The 20073-nt window shown below is 46.4% G+C and carries 16 protein-coding genes; 12 read left to right on the top strand and 4 right to left on the bottom strand.

The window, feature by feature from the left end:
• The first annotated feature begins 620 nt into the window (after positions 1-620).
• The 7 genes from AC6B99_RS32830 (at position 621) to AC6B99_RS32800 (ending at position 8839) form a co-directional block, all read left to right on the top strand.
• Complete coding sequence (locus AC6B99_RS32830) at positions 621-1850, top strand: sensor histidine kinase (RefSeq protein WP_162241921.1); 1230 nt, start codon at positions 621-623, stop codon at positions 1848-1850.
• 25 nt (positions 1851-1875) lie between these two features.
• The gene (locus tag AC6B99_RS32825) at positions 1876-3474 is read left to right on the top strand and encodes a response regulator transcription factor (RefSeq protein ID WP_496665115.1); all 1599 of its coding nucleotides are present in this window, start codon (positions 1876-1878) and stop codon (positions 3472-3474) included.
• 206 nt (positions 3475-3680) lie between these two features.
• Positions 3681-5213 (top strand): ABC transporter substrate-binding protein, encoded by a 1533-nt coding sequence (locus AC6B99_RS32820; protein ID WP_496665114.1) that lies wholly within the window; start codon positions 3681-3683, stop codon positions 5211-5213.
• A 64-nt stretch (positions 5214-5277) separates the two neighbouring features.
• Entirely contained in the window at positions 5278-6204 is a 927-nt protein-coding gene (locus AC6B99_RS32815; protein ID WP_494865211.1) for an ABC transporter permease subunit, read from the top strand.
• A 12-nt stretch (positions 6205-6216) separates the two neighbouring features.
• A complete protein-coding gene (locus tag AC6B99_RS32810; protein WP_081418940.1) occupies positions 6217-7110 on the top strand; it encodes a carbohydrate ABC transporter permease in 894 nt (297 codons plus the stop codon).
• A gap of 39 nt (positions 7111-7149) precedes the next feature.
• Positions 7150-7956 carry a Nif3-like dinuclear metal center hexameric protein gene (locus AC6B99_RS32805; RefSeq protein WP_496665113.1) on the top strand — a complete coding sequence of 269 codons (807 nt, stop codon included), beginning with the start codon at positions 7150-7152 and terminating at the stop codon, positions 7954-7956.
• Positions 7957-8032: 76 nt separating this feature from the next.
• On the top strand, positions 8033-8839 hold the full coding sequence (locus AC6B99_RS32800; RefSeq protein WP_496665112.1) for an alpha/beta hydrolase: 807 nt from the start codon (positions 8033-8035) through the stop codon (positions 8837-8839).
• A 146-nt stretch (positions 8840-8985) separates the two neighbouring features.
• Here the strand turns inward: AC6B99_RS32800 and AC6B99_RS32795 are convergent, their stop codons facing one another.
• From AC6B99_RS32795 to AC6B99_RS32785, 3 genes are read right to left on the bottom strand one after another with little or no spacing between them, the layout of a single operon-like run.
• On the bottom strand, positions 8986-10056 hold the full coding sequence (locus AC6B99_RS32795) for an LLM class flavin-dependent oxidoreductase (RefSeq protein ID WP_496665111.1): 1071 nt from the start codon (positions 10054-10056) through the stop codon (positions 8986-8988).
• A gap of 26 nt (positions 10057-10082) precedes the next feature.
• Positions 10083-10421 (bottom strand): DoxX family protein, encoded by a 339-nt coding sequence (locus AC6B99_RS32790; RefSeq protein ID WP_081418954.1) that lies wholly within the window; start codon positions 10419-10421, stop codon positions 10083-10085.
• A gap of 23 nt (positions 10422-10444) precedes the next feature.
• Entirely contained in the window at positions 10445-11089 is a 645-nt protein-coding gene (locus AC6B99_RS32785) for an NAD(P)-dependent oxidoreductase (RefSeq protein WP_056038866.1), read from the bottom strand.
• A gap of 158 nt (positions 11090-11247) precedes the next feature.
• On the opposite strand from AC6B99_RS32785, the gene AC6B99_RS32780 reads away from it, so the two are divergent.
• Positions 11248-11838, top strand: coding sequence for a TetR/AcrR family transcriptional regulator (locus AC6B99_RS32780; protein ID WP_056038863.1), 591 nt, complete (start codon positions 11248-11250; stop codon positions 11836-11838).
• 618 nt (positions 11839-12456) lie between these two features.
• Here the strand turns inward: AC6B99_RS32780 and AC6B99_RS32775 are convergent.
• Complete coding sequence (locus tag AC6B99_RS32775; protein ID WP_056038857.1) at positions 12457-13377, bottom strand: AraC family transcriptional regulator; 921 nt, start codon at positions 13375-13377, stop codon at positions 12457-12459.
• 196 nt (positions 13378-13573) lie between these two features.
• Here AC6B99_RS32775 and AC6B99_RS32770 point away from each other — a divergent pair, with 196 nt between their 5' ends.
• From AC6B99_RS32770 to AC6B99_RS32755, 4 genes are read left to right on the top strand one after another with little or no spacing between them, the layout of a single operon-like run.
• Entirely contained in the window at positions 13574-15727 is a 2154-nt protein-coding gene (locus tag AC6B99_RS32770) for a glycoside hydrolase family 52 protein (RefSeq protein ID WP_496665110.1), read from the top strand.
• A gap of 36 nt (positions 15728-15763) precedes the next feature.
• Positions 15764-17845, top strand: a complete 2082-nt coding sequence (locus AC6B99_RS32765) for an alpha-glucuronidase family glycosyl hydrolase (protein ID WP_056038852.1) — start codon at positions 15764-15766, stop codon at positions 17843-17845.
• 32 nt (positions 17846-17877) lie between these two features.
• On the top strand, positions 17878-18966 hold the full coding sequence (locus AC6B99_RS32760; RefSeq protein WP_496665109.1) for an NAD(P)-dependent alcohol dehydrogenase: 1089 nt from the start codon (positions 17878-17880) through the stop codon (positions 18964-18966).
• A gap of 48 nt (positions 18967-19014) precedes the next feature.
• Positions 19015-19803, top strand: coding sequence for a Nif3-like dinuclear metal center hexameric protein (locus AC6B99_RS32755; RefSeq protein ID WP_496665108.1), 789 nt, complete (start codon positions 19015-19017; stop codon positions 19801-19803).
• Positions 19804-20073: the final 270 nt, after the last annotated feature.

Raw genomic sequence — 20073 nt, 5'->3', positions numbered from 1 at the left:
TACGCTTCTTATAGTGGACATTGGAAAAGCCTCTGTTTTTATACTAAAAGTAACGAGAATTCAATAAAAATTGTTCGAGACGAATTGTTGTAGGCTCGACTAGAAATAATGTATATAATCAATCGTAGGCAAAACGCATAAGATCATTTGGGCGGTGGAGCAAGATGTTGAAGCAGCATAGTATGATTAGAAAAATTACTGTGCAAATGACGGTGATGCTGGCGATCCTGTTAGCCACACTGATCTTGAGTAATTTTTATTCGTTGGAAGTCGTGCGAAAAAATCAGCTTGCAAGCTCCAAGAACACATTGGTGATTTATATTAACAGTATTCAAAATAGCTTAAATAATACATCCAGGGATTTGTTAGAGGTGTTCGATACACAGATTAATAGCCTTAGTACGTTTGGAACAAAGGATGAGAGCCAGAAGTATTTTGAAGCCATCAGACTGCAGGAGATTTTGGCATCGAAGGCGTCTAATACGAGCGGAAGTGACGGATTATTTATTTCCGTTCCCAATGAGGACTTTTTATTAGCCTCCTTTAGTAATCGAATGTATTCGAAGGAAGGCTTGTTTTTGACTGACTTTCTAAAGGAATATGATTTTGAAGCTGGGAAAGTGGCGGGTGCGGCAGAGTGGATGCCTGTCGAAGTGAACGGCGTTGCTTATTTATTGAAATCGATTACTTATTCGAATGTGATCTTTGGAGCGGTCATAAAGACGGATACGCTAATGTCTGCCATAAAGAAAAATGCAAATGAACAAAACTTATTTTACCTAACCGATAAGTCGGACCGTATGCTTTCTACAACAAATCCAGTCGATCTTACTAAGGAGAAACAATACCATATTTATACCTCCAAGCATTTTTTCGTTACCGAGCAGATTCCTGAATTCGGAAGATTAACGAACGTTGTCGCAAGTCGAAATGTCTTCTTGGGCTTGGAATTGATTCAATGGCTTATTATTTTTTTAAGTATAGCTGCGGTCGTCATCACTCCGATTATCTTCAGATTTTTTGCAAAGGATTTGATTCAACCCATATTAGAGCTTGTAAAAGGCGCAAAAGAAGTTGAAAAAGGCAACTGGGACTATTCATTTTCCAATAAAGCCTCCTCAATCGAGTTTGCACGGTTGTCCAATTCCTTTTCCTCGATGATACGCGAAATTAAAACGTTGAAAATCAACACCTATGAAGAGAAGCTTGAGCGGAACAAAACGGAATTAAAATATTTGCAAATGCAAATAAGGCCCCATTTTTTCTTAAATGCGATAACGACCATTTCTAGCCTCACCTACCATAATAAAAATGAGGAGATACGTCTGTTAATCAGCCATTTATCCGAGCATTTACGATACATGTTTAGAGGCGGTTTGGTTCAAGTTCAAATTCAAGAAGAAATGAAGCATGTCGAAAATTACATCCAGATGCAAGAAATTAGATATCCGAATCAGGTGTTCCACATGGCGGACATCGATCGGGAATTGCAATCTTATCCGCTGCCGCAATATTTGATTCAAACCTTTGTTGAGAACACGTTTAAGCATGCTTTAGCACCTAAAGAAATGCTGTCTATTTTTATTAAAGTCGATAGCGTTCTCACAAATGGCCAACCTTTCCTTCGGGTAGTAATAGAAGATAATGGAGAGGGTTTCCCCGAAGAAATGATGGAAGAAGTGAATTTTTCAGATCTGCAGCAAAGCGGTACGGGGGAAAAAGTGGGGATCAGCAACATCCAAAGAACATTAAAGCTTTTATACAAGCGGGACAGGCTGTTAAAGCTATCCAATATACAGCCATCCGGCGCCAGAGTAGAAATAATGATTCCTATGGACAACGAAGAGTAAACTCCACACAAAGGGGATGAAACAGATGCAATGCTTATTAATTGACGATGATATCCCTACCGTAAACGTTTTGCACGATTTCGTAGACTGGGATGTATTCGGTATTTCCAAAATCATGACGGCACACAATATATCCGATGCGAAGCTGCTATTCGAACAAAGCATTCCTGACATCATCATATGCGATATTGAAATGCCAAAGGGTACCGGACTCGATATGATCAAATGGGTAAGAGAACAAAAATACGACTGCGCCTTTATTTTCTTTACCTGTCACGAGAGCTTTGATTTTGCCTCCACCGCCATTTCGTTTAATGCGGATGCTTATGTCATTAAGCCCTTTGATAAAGATAAGCTTGAGACGTCGCTAATAAAGGCGATAGATGTCATCAAGCAAAGAAGGGAACTAAATGAATACAGCAGGTACGGGCAGGCATGGTTGAAAAACCGCGATCTCGTTGAGCAGGGCTTCTGGAGAGACATTATGTTTGCGACGATACCTCCTCGACTCGATGTCATTCAGTCCGAAATGCGGAAAAGAGATTTGGACATCCATTTGGAGGAACGCTATCTTCTCGCGATTACTTGCGTCAGTAAAACGGATATGGAGATCGATTGGAACGATAATACGTTCAAATACGCCTTTCATAACTTGTGTTCGGAAATGTGGTTTGGTACGACCGATCATTCACAAATCGTGACTTACAAAATGGAGGATGTTTTTTACAGCGCTTTAATTATACCTGGGGCGGAATCCATTGATGTAGTAAAGGATAAATGCAATAAACTCATTAAACAATGCAGAAAGCTGTTCCGCTGCACGGCTACTTCCTATCTCGCAGAAGGGAATGCCATTTACCAAATAGCCGAAGCTAAAATAAGGCTAGAGGAAATGGATAAAAAGAACATCATTTATAAGGGTAAAGTGCATGATGGCAAGGAGCATTTTGTTAATGCCCATTCTGAACCTTATTCGCTCGATGTTGCTCTAATGAATACGTTGTTGATTCAAGGAGAAAGAGTGAAGATCGTTCATTTGTTGAAAAAGGAATTAGAGTCGCTTGCGGCCCTGAATAAACTGGATGTGATCACAATACGTGCCATACACCAGGATTTCGTACAGGTTGTCTATGCCTTATTGTATAAAAACAATATCCAGGCTCATAAATTATTTTCGGATGAGGTAGCTCAGCAATTAGCCCAAAGCTCGAATGCCAGTGTATTTGAATTCATGAAATGGGCAAATTATGTAACGAATACAACGATCGATTTTCTAAAGATGGTCATCGCCTCGGAAGGTGTTGTTGAAAAGGCAAAAAGATTCATCCATGAGCATTACAATCAGGATTTAAATCGGGAAGATATAGCGGCAGTCGTGTTTTTAACGCCGGACTATTTAGCTAAGCGCTTTAAACTGGAAACAGGTTTGTCGGTCAAGGAGTATTTGAATGAGTATCGGGTGAAGGTTGCGCAAGAAATGCTTATCCACAGTAAGGAAAGCATTAGCCACATTGCAACCCAAACGGGATTTGACAGCATTTCATATTTCTCCACCGTATTTAAAAAAGTCACAGGCGAAACTCCAAATGCGTTTCGTGTCAAATATAACGTTCTGAAGATATAAAGCCCTAAAAAATAATCAACGGCAACTATGTTACCCAAAAGAGGTGGCGGAGTTGCTGTTTTTTTATCAAGTAAAGAAGACAGAGTGGGATTCATTTACTAAGCAGAGTACTTATTTTTTAAAAAAGAGCACGGATTTATTAAAGTGTTGAAAGTGGATTGAAGGTAAGATGAAGGAGATTCATTATTCGAATGGAGGCAGAACAAATGAGCACAAAAAGGGGAATCACTGCACTGCTTTTGTCTGTAACCTTAATCGGTTCGTCGTTAACCGCATGCGGCACAGAATCCGCAAACGAAACGTCTAAAGAGGCTGCGGGAAAGGTTGAAAAAGTTGTATTTGCACTCCCGTCATTTAATCGAATACCTGACGATCTTAGCCGCGTAACGGAAGCTATTAATAAGATTACAAGGGAAAAGATAAATGTTGAGGTGGAGCTGAAAATTTACGGTCCAGCTGATTACAGCCAGAAAGTCAACCTGGCGCTGCAAAGCGGTGAGCAATTGGACATCTTTACAGGCTTTGAGCAGTTCGCGAATTTCGCATCGAAAAAACAGCTTTATCCAATGAATGATCTTCTCTTGCAATATGGGAAAGACATGAAAGGGATTTTGGATAAGGACTTCGGTGACGATCTTCTTGAAGCGACTACGATTGATGGTCAAATTTACGGCATTCCCGCGAATAAAGGGATGGCGCTTCCAACCAATCTGGTCTACAACGCCGACATGATGTCGGAAATGGGAAAGTCCGCTGATGATATGGATTCGATAGATGATCTGCCGGCGATATTTGATGCCTTGAAACAAAAGAATCCAGATGTCGTTCCTTTCGGTCCCATCAATGTCAGCCCGAGTGATACGGGGCTGGTGAGGCTGTTAAGAGGATTAAATAAAGTCGACTTTCTGACAGACAGCACGGGTGTCGGAGTCGTCATCGGAGATGACGGCAAAGTACGGAATTTTTATGACACGGATGAATTTAAAGCTGGTGCTGCGATGATGAGAGAATGGTACAACAAAGGGTACTTGCAGAAAGATGCGGCAACAGCCTCCAGTCCATTTTCTGAAATGATTGCCTCCGGACGCGGATTCGCCTATATGGGTGGATATGGCGGTATGGCTGTTGCCCAAGCGCTTAGCGCCCAAACCGGCAAGAATCTAGAGACGAAACGCATTGCACCGTTCTATTTCGATACGATTGCAGTCAATGCGGTTGTATGGATGATCTCAAGCAGGAGTAAAGCTTCAGAGGCTTCCATGAAGTTTTTAAACTTGTTATATACGGACGCTGAAGTTATGAACACGCTGTTGTACGGAATCGAAGGCGAGGATTATGTGAAGGTTGATGAGCATCATGTCAAGTTCCCTGAGGGCAAAAATGCTTCGACGGTTGCTTACACCGCGCATTTGAGTTCCGGAATTGTTGGTTCGGAGTCTCTTCAGTATCAACTTGAGGGTGCAGATTGGTCAGATATTGAGCTGAAGCTGAAAGAAAATAAAGAGACGGAACGCTCTCCTTATTTTGGCTTTATTTTCGATCAAAACAGTGTGAAAACGCAAATGAGCTCGGTCAATAATGTCGTCAATCAATATCTTCCTGGACTGGTTACCGGCTCCTTGGACCCCGAAACGACGATACCCAAGCTCGTGGAAGCGTTGAACGATGCTGGCGCCGAAGCGATTATCCAAGCGAAGCAGGAGCAGCTTGACGCTTGGCTGGCGAAGAAGAAGCAATAAATAAGTGAGAGGTGCGAAGTGGGGCTTGGTGCAAGCTCCACTTTGTACGAAAGGAGAAATGTTGATGAACGCTGCGATTGCAAAACGCCGGGAATTAAAGAAGATGATGCCGCTACTTCTGCTTGCGGCTCCAGGTCTGCTTTATTTGCTCATTAATAATTATATTCCCATGCTCGGCGTCTTTATTGGGTTCAAAGAAGTGGATTTTACGAAAGGAATATTCGGCAGCGATTGGGTTGGACTTGCTAACTTTAAATTTCTCTTCAATACAAGCGATGCCTTCATCATGACAAGAAATACGATTTTATATAACTTAGCGTTTATTGTTTTAGGCACGATCTGTTCGGTTTTTATCGCTGTTCTAATGTCAGAGCTGTTAACGAAGGTATACTCGAAGTTTTTTCAATCCGGCCTAGTACTTCCGAATCTGATTTCCATGGTGGTGCTGTCATACCTCGTATTTGCTTATCTTAATTCGGATAGCGGATTTATTAATCTTTCCATTTTGCGACCGTTGGGGCTTCCTGAAATCAGCTGGTATTCGGAGGCTAAATATTGGCCTTATATATTAGTCATCATCCAGTTATGGAAAACCGCCGGCTATGGGTCAATCGTTTATTTTGCATTTATCGCTGGTATCGATAAGAGCATTTACGAAGCGGCGAAGATTGATGGCGCAGGCAAGCTGAAGCAAATTTTCAATATAACGCTGCCTTTGCTGAAACCGACGATTATTATATTAGGACTTCTTTCGGTAGGAAGAATCTTTAATTCCGATTTTGGCTTGTTCTATCAAGTGCCGATGAATGCTGGTGCCTTGTACAGCACGACACAGACCATTGATACGTATGTGTACCGGGCGCTGATTCAGTTAAATGATATTGGGATGTCGGCAGCAGCTGGTCTATACCAATCGTTAGTTGGTTTCATACTTGTGTTGATTGTGAATGCGATTGTCAGAAAAGTAAATGCTGATAATGCTTTATTTTAGGGGGTAAATACGTTGATACAAACAAGAGGAGAACGGACCTTTGCCCATTTCTCTGCACTCGTTATGACTTTGATTACCTTGGCGGCTTTTTTACCCTTTATTTTAATTTTCGTGGCTTCTTTTACGGACGAGTCTGCCTTGATCAGAAACGGGTACAGCTACTTTCCGGAAAAATGGAGCCTGGATGCCTATGTGTACATGTACACAACCGTTTCAACTTTTATTAGAGCCTATGGTGTATCCTTCTTCGTTACGATCGTCGGAACCGCAGTCAGCACGATTCTGACCGCAATGCTTGCATACCCGATGGCACGAAGGGATTTTAAGCTGCATAATGTTCTGGCTTTTATTGTGTTTTTCACAATGCTGTTTAGCGGCGGCGTGGTCCCCACTTATATGATGTGGACGAAAATTTTTCATATTAAGGATTCCTTGTGGGCGTTAATCGTGCCTAGCTATTTGATAAGCGGTTTTAACGTTCTGTTGGTTCGTAATTATTTTAAAAATAATGTGCCAGTGGACCTGATCGAATCGGCACAGATCGACGGCGCTTCCGAGCTGAAAACCTTTTACAGAATTATGCTGCCGCTATCGGTTCCAGTTCTGGTGACAATCGGTTTGTTTACAGCATTAACGTATTGGAATGATTGGATCAATGCCTTGTATTATATTACTAAGCCCCAATATTATGGCGTTCAAAATCTTCTGATTCAGCTAATGAACAATATCCAATATTTAAAGTCTGATCAGGCGAGCAGTATGATTGGTGTCGGCGCCGTAGAGCTTCCTAGCACGGCAGTTCGTATGGCTATGGCTGTCATTGGCATTTTACCGATATTAGTTGTCCTTCCCTTCCTTCAGAAGTATTTGACTAAAGGCGTCGTAATTGGAGCAGTAAAAGGATAATTAAAGGGAATTCAAAGGAATGTCAAAGGAGAGAAGAAAATGAAGGTACAAGAAGTGATTGACACGGTTATATTCGATACTTGCGGCGATCGAAAATTAGAAAAATCAGGGGATGTATTAATGAGCGGCGATCCTGATATGGAAGTGACAGGTATTGTCACGAGCTTTATGGCTACCGTCGAGGTGATCAGAAAGGCGATTGCGCATGGCGCTAACATGATCATTACCCACGAGCCAACCTACTATACGGGAAAGGATGAAATAGAATGGCTTGAACATGACCCCATTTATTTGGAAAAAAAGAAGCTCATCGAAGACAACCAAATCGCGGTTTGGAGATTTCATGATCATATGCACATGGGGCATACGGACCGGATCTACGATGGTTTATTGAAGGATATCGGTTGGGAGGAGCAAATGATCGAAAAAAACCAGCCGCATTCGTATGAAATCTCCCAGACAACGCTCGGAGAACTGGCTGAATTTTTTAAGCAAAAGCTAAATATGTCGGTCATCCAAATCGTCGGGGATCCAGCAATGCCGTGTTCAAGAATTGGCATACTCGTCGGCGGTGGCAGCTTGGGACTTGGTAGAGAACAAATGCCGATAGAGCTCATGCGGGATAAAAATCTTGATGTAATGGTGTGCGGAGAAATTGTAGAATGGACGCTTTGTGCCTACGTTAATGATGCCAGGATGCTTGGACTTAATAAGGCTATGCTGGTAGTAGGACATGAACGAAGCGAGGAGCCCGGCATGAAGCATATGGCTGAATGGCTGCAGCCTTTGGTCAACGGTATTCCAGTCTCCTTTATCGATGCGGAAGAGCCCTTTATCTACTTGTAAATTACATCGATGAGAGCGGATTTACCGTAGAATACGACGTGTAATTGCGATAAAAAATAGATAGGGGACATGGATAATGGCCATGATGCAGGTTCATTTTTATTCAAAATGTCTGAGAAGAGAAGTCACTTTTAATGCACTGATTCCATTAGACAAGCTGGAAATACCGGGCCAAGCAGCAGCGGAGAAAAAAACGATGAAGGCACTCTATTTATTAAATGGTTATTCGGGCAGCTGCATGGACTGGATTAGCTATACCAGAATTAGGGAGCTATCTAATAAACATAACATCGCTGTGTTTATGCCATCCGGAGAAAATCATTTTTATGTGGATGATCTGGGTAAAGGAGAATTATTTGGGGAATATGTCGGCAATGAACTGGTCGCGTTTACGCGAGAAATGTTTCCTTTATCGAAAAGAAGAGAGGATACCTTTATTGGCGGTTTATCCATGGGCGGCTACGGTGCGATACGCAATGGCTTGAAGTATGCCGGGAATTTTAGCAAGATCATGGCTTTTTCCTCTGCCATATTACCCTATAAGATTGCGGGAGCAGCGAAGGATTATCGCGATGGAGTTGCTGATTACAACTATTTTACGCGGGTGTTCGGCGACTTAAATCAACTGCAAGGGAGCGATAAAGATCCGGAAGCGCTGATTTTGAACCTCAAACGAAGCAACGAGGAGATTCCTCGTATTTATATGGCTTGCGGTACCGAGGATTTTCTATTGGACGTCAATCAGAAATTCCACAGCTTTCTGGTTTCTGAAAATGTTGAGATCGCGTATACGGAAAGTCCTGGTGCCCATACGTGGGACTTTTGGAATGTTTACCTCGAAGAAGCGATTTTATGGGCAATGGATGATGAAGAAATAGGGTGAGCAGCATGCCTAAGATGAAGATCGGTCTCTAGTGTTCCCCATGATCGAAAAAATGATTAAGTATCGGGACAACTCCTTTGTTGTCTGCCGTATGGAAGAAAAGCAGCACCTGCTGCACTTGCAGCAGGATGCGCGAATATCTGCTTTTAAGTTGCGGTTGCACGATTCAGAGCTTTTCGTACCGCTGGCGCTACCCGGTTGGCGAGCATATCAATGGCTTTCTCTACTCGGGCAAGGGGCTGGCCGCCCATATCGAATTGGGCCATGAAGCGGCTGTGGCCGAACAATTCATGTTGGTGCAGGATTTTCTCGGTCAATTCCTCCGCGCTGCCCACTCCTAGAATGTAGCTGGCCGCACGCTGTTGGTGCAGCGACTCCTTCGGGGCGTCAAAGCGCTGGTTTCGTTCTTTCATAAAATGGCCGAAATAATTCATGTAATGCGGGTGAAACTCGTCCACCGCTTGTGCGCCTGTATCGGCGATATAAGCATGGCCGTTCACTGACACCTGGAGCTGGCTAAGCTCATGACCTGCTGTGCGCGCCGCATCCCAGTAGAGGTCAGTCAAATGTTTGACGCTCTCAGGTCGTCCACCCAATAAGCCAAGCGCCATATTGGCGCCTAGCCGACCTGCCTGCACCGCGCTTTCCGGCGTGCCGCCAACGCCGATCCAAAGCGGCAGCTTGCCCTGATAAGGACGCGGAGCAATGCTGGCCTGGCTCAAGGAAGGACGATAACGTCCTTGCCAGGAAATGGTCCTATTTTTTTGAAGCTCCATAAATAATGCTAATTTTTCCTCGAAAACTTCGTTATAATCGTTCAAATCCACTCCGAATAGCGAGAATGATTCAAGGAAGGCGCCGCGGCCCACAATAATTTCCGCTCTGCCTTGCGAAAGGAGATCCAGCGTCGCAAAATCTTCGTACACACGCACCGGATCAGCGGTACTGATGACGGACAGTGTACTGGTCAGCCTGATTTTCTTTGTTTCCCGGGCAGCAGCAGCCAGGATCAATGCATACGAGGAGGTGACAAAATCCGCCCGGTGATGCTCACCTACCCCGAATACGTCAAGGCCCGCTTCATCTGCCATTTTGGCCATTTGCAAAATATCTGCCACCCGCTCGGCCGCTCCGATTGTTTGCCCGTGCTGATCCGGAAGCAATTCACCCAGCGAATAAATGCCGAATTCAAACGGTTTTCCACCCCGATTTAACATCGTAACGCATCCTTTCTTAAAGTTAATTAGTAGAGCAGGAACAGCAATACGCCGGCCAGAATGCCAAGAATAACAATCGTAGACGTTTCCTTGATGCCGTCTTTTACGCGTAGATGAGTCAAGATTCCACCAAGGGCTGTAACAGCCAAAAGGAGTGCGCCAGCTATGGCAAAGCCGCTTTTCCAAAACCCAATAATGAGCAATGCTGCTCCTGCTAGCTCTACTAGTCCTGTCACCACTCGGAACCACTGCGGCAGCCGCCAGCGCCTGAAGGACTCGACGTGCATCGAAGAACCGAATGTTTTACCCAATCCTGCCATTAGAAACATCGCTGCTAATAATCCTTCTATAATCCATATGGTCATCGTCAATGTTGTATTTTCCTCCTTTATTGGTTAAAAACGATCGGCATTTTGTGGATATAGGCCGTATTTCGAACGGAATCGTATAAGCATTTTGCAACGTTTTCTCGCGTCACATTCATGCCTGCCTTCGTATCCCCAAGCGAAATCCCATAGCTCTTGCCGTCATGTTTAATATTAGGGTTAATTATGCGTACGACGGTCCACTCCAGACTTGATTGCTGAATCAACTGTTCGATGCGCTTCATTTCCTGATAGCCGGTTGGAAAAAGAAGCTTAGCCATTATACCGGGCAGCACAGTAGCGGTTTGTGAACGGTCTTCTTTTGCTTTGACGGTAGGCGTTGCCAAAGTGATGAAACGTTTTTTATTTAAAGCCTGCATGATTTGAATAATGGTTTCATGAGCCCGGGCTATCGGCAAATCCTTCACTTTTCTGGATTTATCGAGGGCTGGCCCCAGCGCGCTGATTACGGCGTCTGAATTCGCAATCGCTTCTTCCATTTTGCCGCGGTCATCCAAGCTGCCAACAATGACTTGTATATTCGGATCCTTGTCAGGCAGAGCATCGGCTCTTCTTACATAAGCGACTATCTGGTCGCCATGTTTTAATGCTTCTTGGACGACCAACTTCCCAATAGCGCCGCTTGCCCCAAAAACGGTTATTTTCATCGTTCCACCTCATTTCTTATCCACCTTTTATTTCTACAACACTTGTTGTATAGTTGTATTGTAAATAGCGCTATGCAGCTGTTCAACCGATAAAATAGCGTTTTTATCGGATATACGACATATCCAGTGAAATGTCTAAAAAATAGAGGTGGAATGGGATGACGGAAAACAGACTCGACCCGCGTTTTGTACGTACACGCAAATTAATTATGGATGCCTTTCTTCTTCTCGCGATGAAAAAGGATTTGAAGGATATCAGCATTAAAGATATTACAACAGAAGCAACAGTCAACCGTGCCACCTTTTACTACCATTTTATGGATAAGTACGATCTGCTTGAAAAAACACTGAAAGAGAGCCTCATGATGAGCGTAATGAGAGAAATCTCCATACATGATCAGCTCAATGAAAAGACGATTGCCAGTGTATTTATGTCGCTTACCGTGTTTCTATCTTCGCTGGCGTCCCAATGCCGCAAAAGCTTCGAATCCTTTACTTCTGTCATTGAAGCCATTATTAAGAAAGAACTTGAACAAGTTTTTTATGACATGCTAATGAAACAAAATGCAGGAATCGGAGAGGATGAGGAGTCGGTTCGAATTGCAGCTGTCATGTTAAGCTGGAGCCTATACGGTGCGGCTGTTAACTGGCAATACAACGGGGCAAAGCCAGCTGAGGAATATATTCAATTGGTGCTCCCTTATCTTTCACAAGGATTACAGCTGTTTATTGCGGAGGAAGTACGTTAGAGCTGAAATTCGATAGGTAAAGTTCATTCTCTAAATCGGCGGCAGCTTAGGATTTTTTCGCCTAGGGCTGCTTTATGCTCGTCGTTGCAGGGGGGTACTCAAGGCAAAAAGATAGACTTGGCGGACATGGGAACACTTCCCGCCGCAGTTTTGCAACTAACTCCGGCTTACTCCCTGCACAATGATGGACTTGGCGGACCCAGCAGCCGCTATTTCAACAGAATCGCTGGTTATGGGGCAGTTCGCGGACTCAGGAGCAGCTAATGTACTGCCAAAAGCCCCTTTGATGGGATAATAAGGGCAATAACGGATTTCCTGTCCGCTTACGGCCTGAAATCGAATCAAAAGCCAGAATAGCGGAAACTCAGTCCGCAAAAAAAGCAGGGAGCGTTCCCGAGCTGCGGGGTCTCAGCTACAGCGGTCTCAGCCACAGTGATATCAGCCACATTGGTCTCAGTAACACTCCCATGCGGCTATCCCCTAGCCTTAACTCGTCATAGGGGACGCCCTCGATTAAGCGCTAAGCAAGCAGAAGCAGGCTGACTTTGGTTTGCATACACATCCTAGATGCCCTAGACACAAAGCATAATCATAATATAAAGCTTATCCTCGCAGAACTCATCTCTCTTTATTCCCCCGACGGTACTCACTCGGCGAAGCACCATACCAGCGCTTGAACTGCCGGCTAAAATGCGAAATATCGCGATAGCCGAGAATCGCGGAAATTTGGCTGATTGACATCTGGGGATCGTTAAGCAGCACCTTCGCCTCATGCAGCATCTCCTTGGAGAGAAACACGCGGGGCGACATTTCAAAAACCTGCCGGAACACCCGGTTGCAGTGGGAGACACTGATGCCAAGCTCGGCTGCAATGTCGTCAATGCCGTAATGCTGGTCTAGTAGAGCGGCATCCTGCTTGAATTGCTGGTAAATGAGTCCCTGCAGCTTATCGCGAATTTGATGAGCCAGCTGGACTTTCTCGTAGGAGACGGCTGAATGGAGGTCGGCCTCCGCAGAAAGGGCTTCCCAGAGCTGGCCGAACAGCTCAAATACAGCGGATTGGAGGCGCATCCGTTCCGTAAGCTTGGCAGCGGAATGTTCAGCGAGCTGGCTCGACATTTCGATGACTTTATTGAGCGCTGGCCTTAATTGCTGGACAACATTGCTGTCAGTGTCAAATAGAACAGAGTCGAGGCGACTTAATAAGGATAAAAACATGCGGTCATCGATATCAAAATGCAGGCAAAAATAAGTAAACGGCTTGCCGTTTCCACTTTTACTGGCATGAGAGGCTCCTGGCTGAAGAAACATGAGGGCCCCAGCCTTTTGTATATAATGACGGTCATCGACGATAAACAATTGCTCGCCCTCGAGCACGTAATTGATCTCATATTGGGGATGGGTATGCACCGGATAATCCCATTGTCCGCTCACTTTGCGCAAATGCATGCCAAACAGGTTGATCGTTGTTTTGACATCAGGAACAATAGCTTCGCTAATGCATTGTCCAAGTATAGGTGGTATAAAAGTGGCTGCCATCATGCAGCACCTCCGTTCTATTCCTCGCAAATTTTCACACTATGCTTAACTACGAGTATAACGTACCCAGCCCGATTTGGGTAAATAATTGCTCGATTTGACAATGGCTTCCGCTTAACCTGACGTGCTAGGATAAAAATAATTCATGCAAACGCTTAACTTTTATTTTTATTAACGGTCAGGAAGGGGTTCAACAGTGGCTAATCCAAATCAATTTTATAATGTGCAGCACTCGCCAATCGGAGCTTTTTCGAGCTTCACCTTGGGCTTCAAAGGAAAGAAGGGCGGACTTGCTTCCGAGCTGGGAAAGCCAGCCGATCAAAACATTTATATCGGAATGCAGGCTTTAGCTGGCAGCGTTTATGAGGCTTTTCCGTTTTTTGAAGCGGCTGCCGACGACAGCTCCAGATATGATGTGGAAAAAGCCGATTCGAGCGATAAGGATCAGCAGGCGACGGCAAAATTGAAAGCGTTTAACGACGATCAAATTTTGCGAACGCTGGGCGCAGGCACAGATACGTGGCAGGCGGGTGACGTAACGCTGCGTATTTATTCGCCTGTCCGCTCCGTGCCAGATCCGGCAGCAGCGAGCCCAGAGGAGCTGAAGCAGGCGATCGTTCCGGCTGTTTTTGCCGAATTGACGCTGGACAATAGCAACGGGTCCACGGCTAGAAGAGGTTTTTTTGGCTACGAGGGCAGCGATCCCTACAGTGCGATGCGCAGGCTGGGCGATACGAGCGGAGGGCAAATTGCCGGCATCGGGCAGGGCCGCTTGACGGCTATCGCTTGCGATACGGACGATGTTCAGAGTGCGCTGGGATTTACAATGGAGAAAATTTTGGATGAGCGATACGAGCATAACTATGCTTTTGGCTTGGGCGGAACAGGAGCCATTCTAATGGAGGTGCCGCCGGGCGAGACGCGCACGTACAAGTTTGCAATTTGCTTCTATCGCGATGGCATCGTCACAACAGGCATCGAAGCCTCTTATGCATATACCCGTTATTTTAAAAATATCGACAGCGTCGCTGCATACGCCTTGGAGCATTTTCAGGAGCTTGCTGAGTCTTGCCAGCAGGCGGATCAATGGATTAATGATTCGAAGCTTTCGAACGATCAAAAATTTATGCTCTCGCACGCTATTCACAGCTATTACGGAAGCACCCAAATGCTGGACCATGATGGCAAAGCGCTATGGATTGTCAATGAAGGCGAATATCGGATGATGAACACGCTGGATTTGACGGTGGATCAGCTGTTTTTTGAATTGATTATGAATCCGTGGACGGTAAGAAACGAATTGGAGCTGTTCGTAGACAGGTACAGCTACAAGGACCAGGTTACGTTTCCTGGTGGGCAGGAGCTATATCCCGGCGGTATAACATTTACCCATGATGTCGGGGTGGCGAATGTTTTTTCCCGTCCGCAATATTCGGCCTATGAGCTGGCGGGGCTGGACGACTGCTTCTCTTATATGTCCCATGAAGAGCTGGTCAATTGGCTCTGTACGGCGCTTGTATATATTGAGCAAACGAAGGATGCGGAATTTACAGCCAACATGCTGCTCGTCATTCGCTCCTGCTTTGAAAGCATGCTGAACCGGGATCATCCTGTAAAGGAGCTGCGCAGCGGCCTTATGGCACTGGACAGCACGCGTACGCAGGGAGGCGCTGAAATTTCCACCTATGACAGCTTGGATGCCTCCTTGGGCCAGTCCCGCAACAATATTTATATGGCCGGAAAATGCTGGGCCGCTTATGTGGCGCTGGAGCGCCTGTTCCAAGCCGAAGGCTTGCCAGAATTGTCGGCAGAGGCTGGCGGTCAAGCAGATAAATGTGCGGCGTCCATTACAGCTGCATTGACAGAGGATGGTTATATACCTGCTATTATTGGAGAAAACAATGACTCGCGCATCATTCCTGCGATTGAAGGGCTTGTATTCCCGCTATTTACCGGCTGCAAGGAAGCCCTCGATCCGAACGGCAGATTTGCCGATTATTTGAGCAGTCTTCACCGTCACCTGACAACCGTGCTTGTGCCTGGCGTATGCTTGTTTGAGGATGGCGCGTGGAAATTATCTTCGACCAGCAACAATTCATGGCTAAGCAAAATTTATTTATGCCAATTTATTGCCCGAGAAATTATGAAAATGCCGTGGGAGGAGAGCGGAAAGCTTGCCGATTCGGCTCATGTCGCTTGGCTGCTGCATCCTGAGCTTTCCTACTGGTGCTGGAGCGACCAGGTGTTGTCCGGCCAAATTGTAGGCAGCAAATATTACCCTCGCGGCGTAACCGCCATTTTGTGGCTATATGAGAAGTCGGCTGACTATTCGCTTGTCAAAAGCAGTTAAGGCAAATTCAAACCATAGGATGAGGTGCAACAAAGGATGAATGAAACTGCGAGGAAACCTAAACCAGCGGAAAGCGGCTATCATGCTTGGCTGAGCTATAATAAGGCGCTGCCGGGTACCCAATTGGAGCAATATAAGCAATGGGGCGGCGCAATAGTTGTCTATGAAGAGCAGGAAACGATTCAGGCTGCGGCGGCTGAACTAAAGCTCGGCCTGGAAGCGATGCTGGGCCACTCCGTATCAGCTGCCCCCACTCAGGGGCAGCGTCATATCGCGCTGGGAACGTTCCCGTCCGGGAATGCGCGCTATGAAAGCTTGTTTAGCGAAAAAGATATTCAAGCTGCAGGAGCGGAAGGGTTTGTCATCCGCACGAGCCATGCTGATTCCTGTCTAGCAATCGGCGCTGCCTCGCCGGCAGGCGTGCTTTATGGCGTGTTTCATTTGCTGAGGCTAATAGGCACGGGCGCTTCAATCGATGAGCTTGATATCGTCAGCGCTCCGATAAACGGATTAAGAATGATTAATCACTGGGATAATTTCGATGGCAGCATTGAGCGCGGCTATGCCGGAAACTCTTTTTTGTATGAAAATAACCGTTTTACCAAGGATCAGGAGCGGCTGCGCGATTACGCCAGAATGATGGCTTCGGTTGGCATTAATGCGATAGCGATTAACAACGTTAATGTTCATCAGGAGGAGACGCTGTTTATTACGCCAACCTATTTGCCGCAAGTAGCGAAGCTCGCCGATATTTTCCGGATTTACGGCATTCGCTTGTACCTCAGCATCAATTTCGCGAGTCCGATTCAGATCGGCGGGCTTGCGACGGCTGATCCCCTGGATAAGAGTGTGCAAGCTTGGTGGAACAGCAAAGCTTCGGAAATTTACGTAGCCATTCCGGATTTTGGCGGTTTTCTGGTCAAAGCTGATTCTGAAAATCGTCCGGGTCCCTTTACGTATGAGCGGGACCATGCAGAGGGAGCCAATATGCTGGCGCAGGCGCTGGAGCCGCATGGCGGCATCGTGATATGGCGATGCTTCGTTTACAATTGCAAGCAGGATTGGCGTGACCGCACGACCGATCGTGCGCGGGCAGCGTATGACCATTTTAAACCGCTGGATGGCAGATTCAACGATAATGTTGTGCTGCAAATTAAAAATGGCCCGCTTGATTTTCAAGCTAGAGAGCCTGTATCTCCGCTCTTTGGTGCGCTTGCGCATACGAATCAGCTGATTGAATTTCAAATTACGCAGGAGTATACAGGGCAGCAGCGGCATCTGTGCTACCTCGTCCCGCAATGGAAGGAAATATTGGAGTTCAATACGTATGCGAGCGGCGAACAGGCTCCAGTCAAGCGTATTGTCGACGGCTCCATGTGGGGCAACCGGATAAACGGGATGGCAGCTGTCACTAATGTAGGAGCAGAATCAAACTGGAGCGGGCATTTGCTGGCTCAAGCTAATTTGTACGGCTATGGCAGGCTGGCATGGAACCCGGATTTAACGGCGGAGCAAATAGCGAGTGAGTGGATACAGTTGGCTCTAAGTTTGGATACCGCCGTTCATGATGTCGTTAGCGGACTGCTAATGGATTCGTGGAGCATTTATGAGTCGTATACGGCACCGCTCGGCATAGGCTGGATGGTCAACCCAAACCATCATTACGGTCCTAATGTCGATGGATATGAATATTCGCCATGGGGAACGTATCATTTTGCAGACAACAAAGGATTAGGCGTTGACCGCACGGTGCAGAGCGGAACCGGCTACAGCGCGCAATATATGGGCGCGAATGCCGAAATCTATAATTCGCTGGAGCATTGCCCAGATGAGCTGCTGCTGTTCTTCCATCATGTCCCGTATACCCATGTGCTTCATTCTGGAAAAACCGTCATTCAGCATATATACGATACCCACTTTGAAGGGGTGGAGCGGGCGGTGCAATTGCTGACAGCTTGGAGCTCCCTGCAGGGCCGAATGAAGGAAGGGCTGTATACGCAGGTTGAAGAGCGTTTGCGGGAGCAGGCTCGGCATGCAGAAGAGTGGCGTGATCAAATCAATACGTACTTTTTGCGCAAAAGCGGGATAGAAGATGAGCACCACCGCAAAATCTATTAACTTACATGTTCGACTGTGAAGGAGACTTTCAAATGAGTGAGCAGAGTGTAGCAGGATTAGAACGAGAGCAGCTGCCTCAAACGATGAAAGCGGCCATTATGACGGAGCCGGGTGCAATTGTTTTGCAAGAGCTACCAATCCCTTCAATTGGGGACAGAGAAGTGTTAGTCAAGGTGATGGCTGTCGGCATATGCGGCTCGGATCTGCATTATTATGAGCATGGCCGAATAGGCCGCTTTATCGTAGAGAAGCCGCTTATTCTCGGACATGAATGTGCAGGAATGATAGCAGCTGTCGGGAATAAGGTGAGCTCCGTCACGGTAGGTACACGGGTCGCTATAGAGCCAGGGACGACGTGCGGCCATTGCAGTGCTTGCAAGGAAGGGCGCTACAATCTTTGCCTTGACGTGAGCTTTCTGGCTACTCCGCCGATAGACGGCGCTTTCGTGCAATATTTGGCGGTTCGGGAGGATATGGTGTTTCCGATTCCCGACCAATTGTCTTATGAGGAGGCTGCGCTTAACGAGCCGTTTTCGGTGGGCATTCACGCGGCGAGAAGAAGCAAGCTGCAGCCCGGAGATACGGTAGCGATTATGGGCATGGGTCCGGTAGGGCTCATGGCGGTTGCCACGGCAAAAGCTTTCGGAGCCGCACAAATCGTTGTGAGCGATATGGAGGAAATTCGCTTGGAAGCCGCTTTGAAGATGGGAGCTACCCACGCCATTCATGCCAAGAACGAGGACCCGGCCAGCGTCGTGAAGACTCTGACCGGTGGCAAAGGGGTGGACGTGGCTTGGGAAACAGCCGGCAATCCCCATGCGCTTCGTTCAGCTTTATATTCGCTGCGCCGGGGAGGGAAGCTCGCGATCGTAGGACTGCCTCCGCAGGATGAAACGCCGCTGAGCATTACCTTTATCGCGGACAATGAAATTGATTTGTACGGTATTTTCCGCTATGCTAATACCTATCCTAGCGGCCTATCTTTTTTGTCATCTGAATCCATAGATGCGAGCTTTCTCATTACCGACCGCTATCCGCTCGCCAAGACGCAGGAGGCACTTGAACGGGCTATTCATAATAAGAGCGGCAGCTTGAAGGTAGTCGTTTATCCGAATGAGTAAGCTACTACTGCTGCTGCTGTCGGATGGACAGCTTGAAAGGTGGCTGCGATGAACATTACCATTGGGCAAGTGATAAAGGATTTGAAAGCAGGCGTAGATGTTCCTGCTCCAACCGTTGATCAATTGAGCTTTGGTAACGAGCATACCTTAGTCAAAGGAATCGTTACAGCTTTTTCGGCCACCCATTCTATTATTGAGCAGGCATTCGCTTTGGGCGCCAATTTGATTGTATCGCACGAGGGCTTTTTTTATAGCCACCATGAGGCAGGAGATTGGCTGCGCAACGACGCTGTTGTTGAGGCCAAAACGGCTTTCATTGAAAAAGCAGGTGTCGGCATTTTTCGCTTCCATGATTATATGCATAGCTACCAGCCGGACATTGTCTTGATCGGTTTGCTGCGCAAGCTCGGTTGGATGGCAGCCGAAACGCAGCCAGCCGAGGCAATTGTAGATATACCCGCTATGCAGCTCGCCGAAGTGGCTGATTATTTGAAAAGCAAGCTGCACATTCCCTATGTCCGGGCAGCAGGGGAACCCACAATGCCGTGCAAACGCGTAGGTGTTCTGGTAGGATATAGAGGCGGCGGAAGCTCAGCAATTCCATTGCTCCAGCAGCAAAATGTGGATTTGATTATAGCTGGCGAAGGACCGGAGTGGGAAACGCCAGAATATATAAGGGATGCGCTGCACCAAGGGCACAGCAAAGCGCTCATTATGCTTGGCCATGCCGAGAGCGAAGAGCCGGGGATGGAATATTTAGCTGAAATGCTAGCGGAGAAGTATCCGAAGCTTCCGGTTTGTTTTTTGGCAGATGCCCCTGTATTCCAAGTGTTCTAAATCAATCAATAGGTAGCGATTTCAAATACTGCTTTGCTGCTAAGGGGACTTCATGAAGTTCCTTTTAGGGCAGAGCAGGTTTTTTAAAATATAGAGAAAGGATATGATTTTCTCATCCTTTCTCTATATTTCTACGCGAAACGGTAGCTTTGCCGCCAGAGGGTGGCGAAAGCCGTTTACGCTTGAAATATAGGAAAGGATATGATTTTCCCATCCCTTCTCTATATTTCTACGCGAAACGGAAGCTTTGCCGCCAAAGGGTGGCGAAAG

The sequence above is a fragment of the Paenibacillus liaoningensis genome (assembly GCF_059609455.1).
This window is presented reverse-complemented; position numbering and strand designations above follow the sequence as displayed.